Origin of the sequence: Flavobacterium sp. UBA4854 (assembly GCF_002399805.1) — a bacterium.
Lineage (GTDB): Bacteria > Bacteroidota > Bacteroidia > Flavobacteriales > Flavobacteriaceae > Flavobacterium > Flavobacterium ginsengisoli.
Map to the genome: position 1 here is coordinate 38,376 of NZ_DHEI01000120.1, position 7,016 is coordinate 45,391.

At 33.7% G+C, this 7,016-nt stretch carries 6 protein-coding genes and 1 pseudogene; 4 read left to right on the forward strand and 3 right to left on the reverse strand.

Annotated elements, in window-relative coordinates; translation table 11 throughout:
- Positions 1–302, reverse strand: a pseudogene (locus B3J44_RS17715) (YggS family pyridoxal phosphate-dependent enzyme); the annotation flags it as partial.
- 157 nt (positions 303–459) lie between these two features.
- Here B3J44_RS17715 and B3J44_RS17720 point away from each other — a divergent pair.
- Positions 460–723: a DUF2024 family protein gene (locus B3J44_RS17720; protein WP_286970038.1), complete on the forward strand. Its 264-nt coding sequence runs from the start codon at positions 460–462 to the stop codon at positions 721–723.
- Between the two features lie 159 nt (positions 724–882).
- On the opposite strand, the gene B3J44_RS17725 is transcribed toward B3J44_RS17720, so the two are convergent.
- Together B3J44_RS17725 and B3J44_RS17730 are read right to left on the reverse strand one after the other, a co-directional pair.
- Positions 883–2,292 (reverse strand): PLP-dependent aminotransferase family protein, encoded by a 1,410-nt coding sequence (locus B3J44_RS17725; protein ID WP_286970039.1) that lies wholly within the window; start codon positions 2,290–2,292, stop codon positions 883–885.
- Positions 2,293–2,573: 281 nt separating this feature from the next.
- A complete protein-coding gene (locus B3J44_RS17730) occupies positions 2,574–3,032 on the reverse strand; it encodes a DUF1810 domain-containing protein (protein ID WP_198856579.1) in 459 nt (152 codons plus the stop codon).
- Positions 3,033–3,387: 355 nt separating this feature from the next.
- On the opposite strand from B3J44_RS17730, the gene B3J44_RS17735 reads away from it, so the two are divergent.
- The 3 genes from B3J44_RS17735 (at position 3,388) to B3J44_RS17745 (ending at position 6,905) form a co-directional block, all read left to right on the forward strand.
- Positions 3,388–3,792: a hypothetical protein gene (locus B3J44_RS17735; protein WP_286970041.1), complete on the forward strand. Its 405-nt coding sequence runs from the start codon at positions 3,388–3,390 to the stop codon at positions 3,790–3,792.
- A 102-nt stretch (positions 3,793–3,894) separates the two neighbouring features.
- Positions 3,895–5,550, forward strand: a complete 1,656-nt coding sequence (locus B3J44_RS17740) for a peptidase domain-containing ABC transporter (protein WP_286970042.1) — start codon at positions 3,895–3,897, stop codon at positions 5,548–5,550.
- 2 nt (positions 5,551–5,552) lie between these two features.
- A complete protein-coding gene (locus B3J44_RS17745; RefSeq protein ID WP_198856576.1) occupies positions 5,553–6,905 on the forward strand; it encodes an HlyD family secretion protein in 1,353 nt (450 codons plus the stop codon).
- Positions 6,906–7,016: the final 111 nt, after the last annotated feature.

A 7,016-nucleotide genomic window follows, 5' to 3' on the forward strand; every position in this document is an offset into this window, starting at 1 on the left:
AGAGATTGAATACAAGTTACATATTTCAAAACATCTTTTACTTTATTCGTTTGAAGATGTCCGATAAAATGACGTTCGACAGGAAGACTTTTCAAAACATCATTTTTATCTCGCAATTCCTGCATTTTATTTTCCCCCATTAAAGTCTCGCCAGCCTCGATTGCAATTCGTATTTGCTCTGCTGGAACAGTTTTGGTCGCCAATAAAAGCTGAACATCTTCAGGATTTCTTCCAGCAATTCTGCAAGCACTTTCAATGCGTTGATGCACTTTAATCAAATTAAAAATAATATCGTTTTTCATACTGCAAAATTAAATCTAAACCATAAAATCATACTGGACCAGTACATTTCAAAAAATGAAAAAACTGGATGGTTTTAAACTTTTAAATCCAAAATAAATTTGCAGAGAAAAAAAACTTAGAACCTTAATAACTTAGAATCTTAGCACCTTATAAAAAATGAAAATAGCAGTTTGGGATACCTATGTAACCCGCAAAGATGGAAAAATTATGCATTTTGATATTTTGGTTGACGAAAATGTTAACGATGCAGAACAAGTGTACGAATACGGAAAATTATATCTGAAAAGTGTAAATGAGGAAGGACAAACATTATCTTCTAAAGAATGCCGTTTCTGCCACATAGACAAAGCGCCAATTGAAGTTGAAAATCAAGTTCGGGAAAATGGTTTTTCTATTATTGAAATGGAAAACTGTAATTAACTTGTTGTTAAGTTAATTGAACGCAGATAAAACAGATTCGCTATCGCGAAAACGCAGATTCACGCAGATTTTTAAAATCAGTTTTTTTCCGCGTCTTTGCGATAGCAAATCCGTAAAATCTGCGTCTAAAGTATAGATTTGCTAATGCCTTTAGGATTTTTATAAAAGCTTTGCAAGTGCCTTTATTCCTTCTTCCATTTGTTTTTCAGAAAGAGAAGCATAGCCCAGACGAAAACCTTTGATGGTTTCATCAAAACTAAATCGATCAGAACTCATGATTTGAATGCCTTGCGATTTTAGTTTTTCAAAAATTTCCAAAACATTAATTTCTGCTTTTGGAACAATCCAAAAAGCAAGTCCGCCTTCTGGTTTTGTAAAAACGATTTTACCTTGAAGATATTGATTTAATAAACTTTCGAAAAAATCTCTTTTACTTTTATAAACCAAATTAGCTTTTTTTAGATGGCGCTTTATTTTGCCTTCATTGATGAGGTTTAAAATTGCTTCTTCCATAATATTATCGCCTTGAACGTCGATTATTTTTCTATGATTTCCAATCTTCTGAATGTTTTCATTCGAACTGGCTAAATATCCTATACGTAAAGCTGGAGCAACAATTTTGCTGAAAGTGCCAATATAAATATAGTTTTTCAAACCCGAATAACTAGAAATCGGAAGTATTGGTCTTTGTCCAAAATGAAATTCATTATCATAATCATCTTCAATAATCGTGAAATTATATTGATTCGAAAGTTCAATCAGTTTTAAACGCTTTTTTAAAGACAAAGTAACCGTAGTTGGAAACTGATGATGTGGCGTAACATAAATGGCTTTTATATTTTTATGCAGCAAATATTTTTCGACTTGATCAATATCCAATCCGTCCGATTCTACATTTACCGGAAGTAAAGTTGCGCCAGCATTCTCGAAAGCTTCCCAAGCAGGTTTGTAGCCAGGATTTTCGACCAAAACCAAATCGCCCGATTTTAAAATACAATGAGAAGCAAGATACATTGCCATTTGGCTTCCGCGCGTAATGCAGATTTGATCATGAGAAATACTCATGCCACGCTTAAAATTGAGCATTTGAGCAATTGATTTTCTAAAATTTAAATTTCCCAATTCGTTACTGTAACCCATAATTTGCCAACGCGATTTTCGGCTAAACAACTCTCGATATGCTCTTGCTAAATCGTTCATTGGAGCAAGACGGCTGTCTGGAAGTCCGTCATCAAAAACCAAAAAGCTTTTAGGTTCTTCAATTGCAATATTTTGCTCTTTTTTATTTTCTGTCGAATGATGAATTTGCGAAAGTGATTCGGTTACAAAAGTTCCTTTTCGGTCAATTGTTACAAGCCAGCCTTCGGCAATTAAAACATCCAAAGCTTCTACAACAGTATTTCGGTTTACTTTTAATAATTCAGCCAATTGTCTGCTTCCTGGCAAAGCATTTCCGCTAACCAATTTTCCTGTTTGGATAGCCTCAATTATGGCATCGGCAATTTGGAGATAAATGGCTTTATCTGATTTTTTGTCTAACTGAATTTCTAAAGGCCAAGGTCGAAGCATGTGGACTGTTTCTTTTTTATAAATGAAGATAATTTGCTAGTCCAAAAATACAATAATTATAAATGGAAAATAATTGTGTATTATTTTGAAGAAAAGCAAACTCACATGCAGTACCTTAAAAGTGTTTTTGCTGTTTTAGAATGAAAATCTATAATTCTGTGATTACTATGAAAAGCGTATGATCTTGAGTTAAGGTAGAAAAGAAAAGTATAGAAGTTTTTTTTTAATTCATTAAAAAGGGAATAGATAGAAACCTATTCCCTTTTTTTGTCCTAAGAATATTAAGAAAGTACTGTGTTTGGCAGAACACTAGTGTTTTGAGTAAAATTTAAAGTAAGCTGATCCAGATGTCCAAAGAAAAAAGTGTCTAAAACTTGCTGAAATACAGGATGAGCATTTTCGACCAAAACAAACAAACTCATAGAAGAATGCAGTTTTTTGGCGCCTAAATCGCCCAAAATTCCTTCGGCAGATTTTTTATTAAAAGTCAATAAAAGTTTTGAAATTTCAATAAGATGTTTAGACAGAATAGGATGATTTAAGAATTCGGTTGCCTCTTTTAAATCTGCTACAGCATAATAATCTGAAATCGTACTTTTTCCCAGTCCTTTAATCTGCGGAAAAATAAACCACATCCAATGCGTTTCTTTTTTACCTTTTTCAATTTCAGAAAAAGCAGTTAAGTACAATTTGTTTTGAGCATCTAGAAATCGGGTCAAATCATTCTTTGCGTAAATCATGTCTTGATTCTGTATTAAATTGTTTATATATGGAGTTTCTTTAATAGGTAACACTTTGATATTTCTTTATTGTATGTTGTCAAATTTTTTTGCTTACCAAAAGTAGATTGCTTAAGTCATTATGAGTTATAGAATTGCAATTAGTCTTTACATAATTCCGACAGACTGTAAGAATGCCTTGTTAATAAATTTCTAAAGTTTTGAATGGTTCTAAATTCTAATGTTATTTTAATGTTCTGCAAAAAAAATGGCTCTAACTTGCGCGCTCAGAAAAAATAGAATAAACGCCTTAATTTACTGGGATCCTGAATCAAAAAGATTTGATTTGGTTAAACTTTCAGCCTTTTTTTAGACTATGTTGAACAAAATTAAAAATAGCTTTTTATGTAAATGCCTTCAGGTGTTGCTTGTCGGCTATTTTCTAATTAGCAGTTTAAACATTTCTAATAGTGTTGGAAGAATCTTGAGTGATAATGCTGAAACTTATACTGTAAAAGGCATTACTTGCAATTTCTTGAAGAAAATCTTTAAATGTGACGGAATTCCAGAAGAAATGGACGATTACAAAACAAAAGATACTAAAACGGCTAAATTGTCAAAAGGAATTCCTTTAATGGAATATTTGGTTTCATCAGAATCACTAATGCCTAATTTTTATTTCTTAATAGAATCTGAAGGAAAAAAATATATTGACAATACAATCTTCTCATTTGGCTTTCATGGCAAAATAGATATACCGCCTCCTCGATTGAATTCATAAATACTTGTTTTTTAAGGATTAGGGTAAAAATCTTAATCCATTAATGCGGTTTTTGCCGTATATTTATTCTATGTAATAATCTTGTATTTATACTTTAAATTCATGACACCATTTAAACGTTTTTATAACTTATTGCAGCTCGATAAGCGCGATGTATATCAAATTATCTTCTATGCTGCATTTGCAGGGTTAGTAAATCTTTCTCTGCCTTTGGGAATCCAAGCTATTATTAATTTTATTCAAAGCGGACAGCTAAGCGTCTCGTGGATCGTTCTGGTAATTCTAGTTACGGTGGGCGTTGGTTTTGGAGGTATTCTTACGATTTTGCAGCTGCGAATTGTAGAGAATCTGCAGCAGCGAATTTTTGTGCGTTCGTCTTTTGAATTTGCGTACAGAATGCCTTTAATAAAATTTAAAGAAATGTACTCGGAATATGCTCCCGAAAAAGCCAATCGTTTTTTTGATACTTTAATGGTACAGAAAGGAACTGCAAAATTATTGCTTGATTTCTGCACCGCATTTCTTCAGGTTGGTCTGGGGATTATTCTATTAGTTCTTTACCATTCTTTCTTTATGGTAATCGGACTTTTATTTATTGTCATTTTATATGTCATTTTTAAATTTTCGTACAAAGATGGTCTTGAGACAAGTTTGAACGAATCAAAATTTAAATATAAAGTTGCAGCATGGCTTCAAGAAATTGCCCGCAATAGAGAAAGCTTCCGCAGAAAAGGAGCTTTTGAATATGCATTGGACAGAAACGATGGTTATGTAACCAACTACGTCAATTACCGTGAAAAGCACTTTCAGGTAATGAAGAAGCAATATATTCAGCTGACTATTTTTAAAGTAATTGTTACTGCTGCCTTATTATCTATCGGTGGTTTTCTGGTAATTCACCACCAAATGAACATAGGGCAGTTCGTAGCAGCTGAAATCGTAATTGTATTGTTAATTAACTCAGTAGAAAAAATCATCTTCGGATTGGAGTCTTTCTACGACGTGCTGACTTCTGTTGAAAAAATTGGTCAGGTGACTGATATGGAGATTTCATGCATTCCTCAAACTTCAGATAAAACAGAAAAAGGAATCAATATCGAGACCGAAAGCATGAGTTACAATTATCCAGGACACAATAAAAAATCGCTTAAGAATATCAACTTGAAAATTTCTCAAGGTGAAAAAATTATTCTTACAGGAACAAATGGTGCAGGAAAAAGTACTTTGCTGCGATTGCTTTCGGGTGTTCTAGAACCAGAAAGCGGTGCCATGTATGTGACCGATAATTATATGAATCGTCTTAACGAAGATACATATAGAGCGCAATCGGGGACATTTTTGCAAGGCGATACGCTTTTTGCAGGAACAATTCGAGAGAATATTGTTTTTGGAAATGAAGAACTAAATAGTGATGATTTAAAATGGGCTTTAGATAATGTTGGTCTTACGCCATATATTAAAACTTTCGAAAACGGGTTGGAGAATCAAATTCATCCTGGAGGTCGTGAACTTTCTGCTTCTGATGTTCAAAAGATTCTTTTGGCAAGGAGTATTGTGGGTAAACCGAATATCTTATTCTTAGAGGATCCAGTTGACAAAATGGACGAATTGACTTCGAGTAAAATTGTTGATTTTTTACTTTCTGAAGAAAACGACTGGACTGTTATTGTGACTTCTAAAAATGATGTTTGGAAAAGCAAATGCAGTCGTATGATTACGATTGATGACGGAAAAATTATTAACGACATAAAGCTTTAATCATGCTCAACCTATCTAAAGATAACAACGTACTTATAACGCCGGGCAAATACAAATCGATTACAAGTGTTGCTCGTAGACCTCATTACGAAATTTTAAACAAAGTCATAATCGGGTTTTTGATTTTTGCTGTCTTATGCCTTTTCTTGCCTTGGACACAAAACATCTCGGGAACAGGTTCTGTAACAACTTTAAAACCAGATCAGAGACCTCAAACGGTTCATAATGCCATTGCAGGACGTATTGAAAAATGGTTTGTAAAAGAAGGAGATTATGTAAAGAAAGGAGATACGATACTTTACATTTCGGAGATCAAAGAAGATTACTTGGATCCTAATTTGGTTAACAATACCAAACAACAAGTAGATGCCAAAAAAATGGCCGTAGAGTCATATGGTGATAAAGTAAATTCGTTAGATGTTCAAGCGCAGTCTTTGAATACTGAAAAACAATTGAAACTACAGCAGGCGCAAAACAAAATTCGTCAGTCGCAACTGAAAATAAAAAGCGACAGTATGGATCTTGTAGCAGTAAAAACACAGCTTAGAATTGCAAAAACACAATTTGATCGTTCTACTGCTTTAAATAAAGAAGGTTTAAAACCAATGACAGATGTCGAGCAGAAAAGATTAAAACTGCAAGAGTCTGAAGCGTATGTGATTACGCAAGAAAATAAACTGTTGAGCAGTAAAAACGAATTGATTAATGCAAGAGTAGAAGTTAGCAGAATTACTGCTGAATATGCTGAAAAAATATCAAAATCAAGAAGTGATAAATTTACTGCCTTAAGTACACAGTACGATACAGAAGCTCAGGTTAACAAACTAGAGAATCAGTATACCAATTACAGACTTAGAAATGGTTTGTACTATATTACAGCGCCACAGAGTGGTTATGTAAACCGTGCTTTATTGGCAGGTCTTGGAGAAACTATTAAAGAAGGAACTCCTGTTGTAAGTATAATGCCAGCTAAATACGATATTGCAGTAGAAACTTATGTAGATCCAATCGATTTACCGCTTGTGCATCGTGGTGCAAAAGTTCGTGTTTGGTTTGATGGATGGCCTAGAATTGTATTTTCTGGATGGCCTGGGTTGTCTTATGGAACTTACGGGGGTAAAGTTGTAGCTATAGAGAATTTCATTAGTCCAAACGGAAAATACAGAATTCTGGTTTCGCCAGATGGAGAAGATCGTCACTGGCCAAAAGAATTAAGTATTGGTGCTGGTGCGCAAAGTATAGCGTTGTTAGAAACCGTTTCGGTATGGTACGAGATTTGGCGAAACTTGAATGGTTTCCCACCAAACTATTACAATTCAGGAGAAAAAGAAGATAAAGGAAAGGAGAAAAAGTAAAATGAGAAATCTAGTAAAACTGTTTTCTTTCTTATTTCTATTAAGTTTTTCTACACTGCAGAGCCAGAATTTTAATCAAGAGGAACTTACTTTTATTGAGTTTTTAGGCTA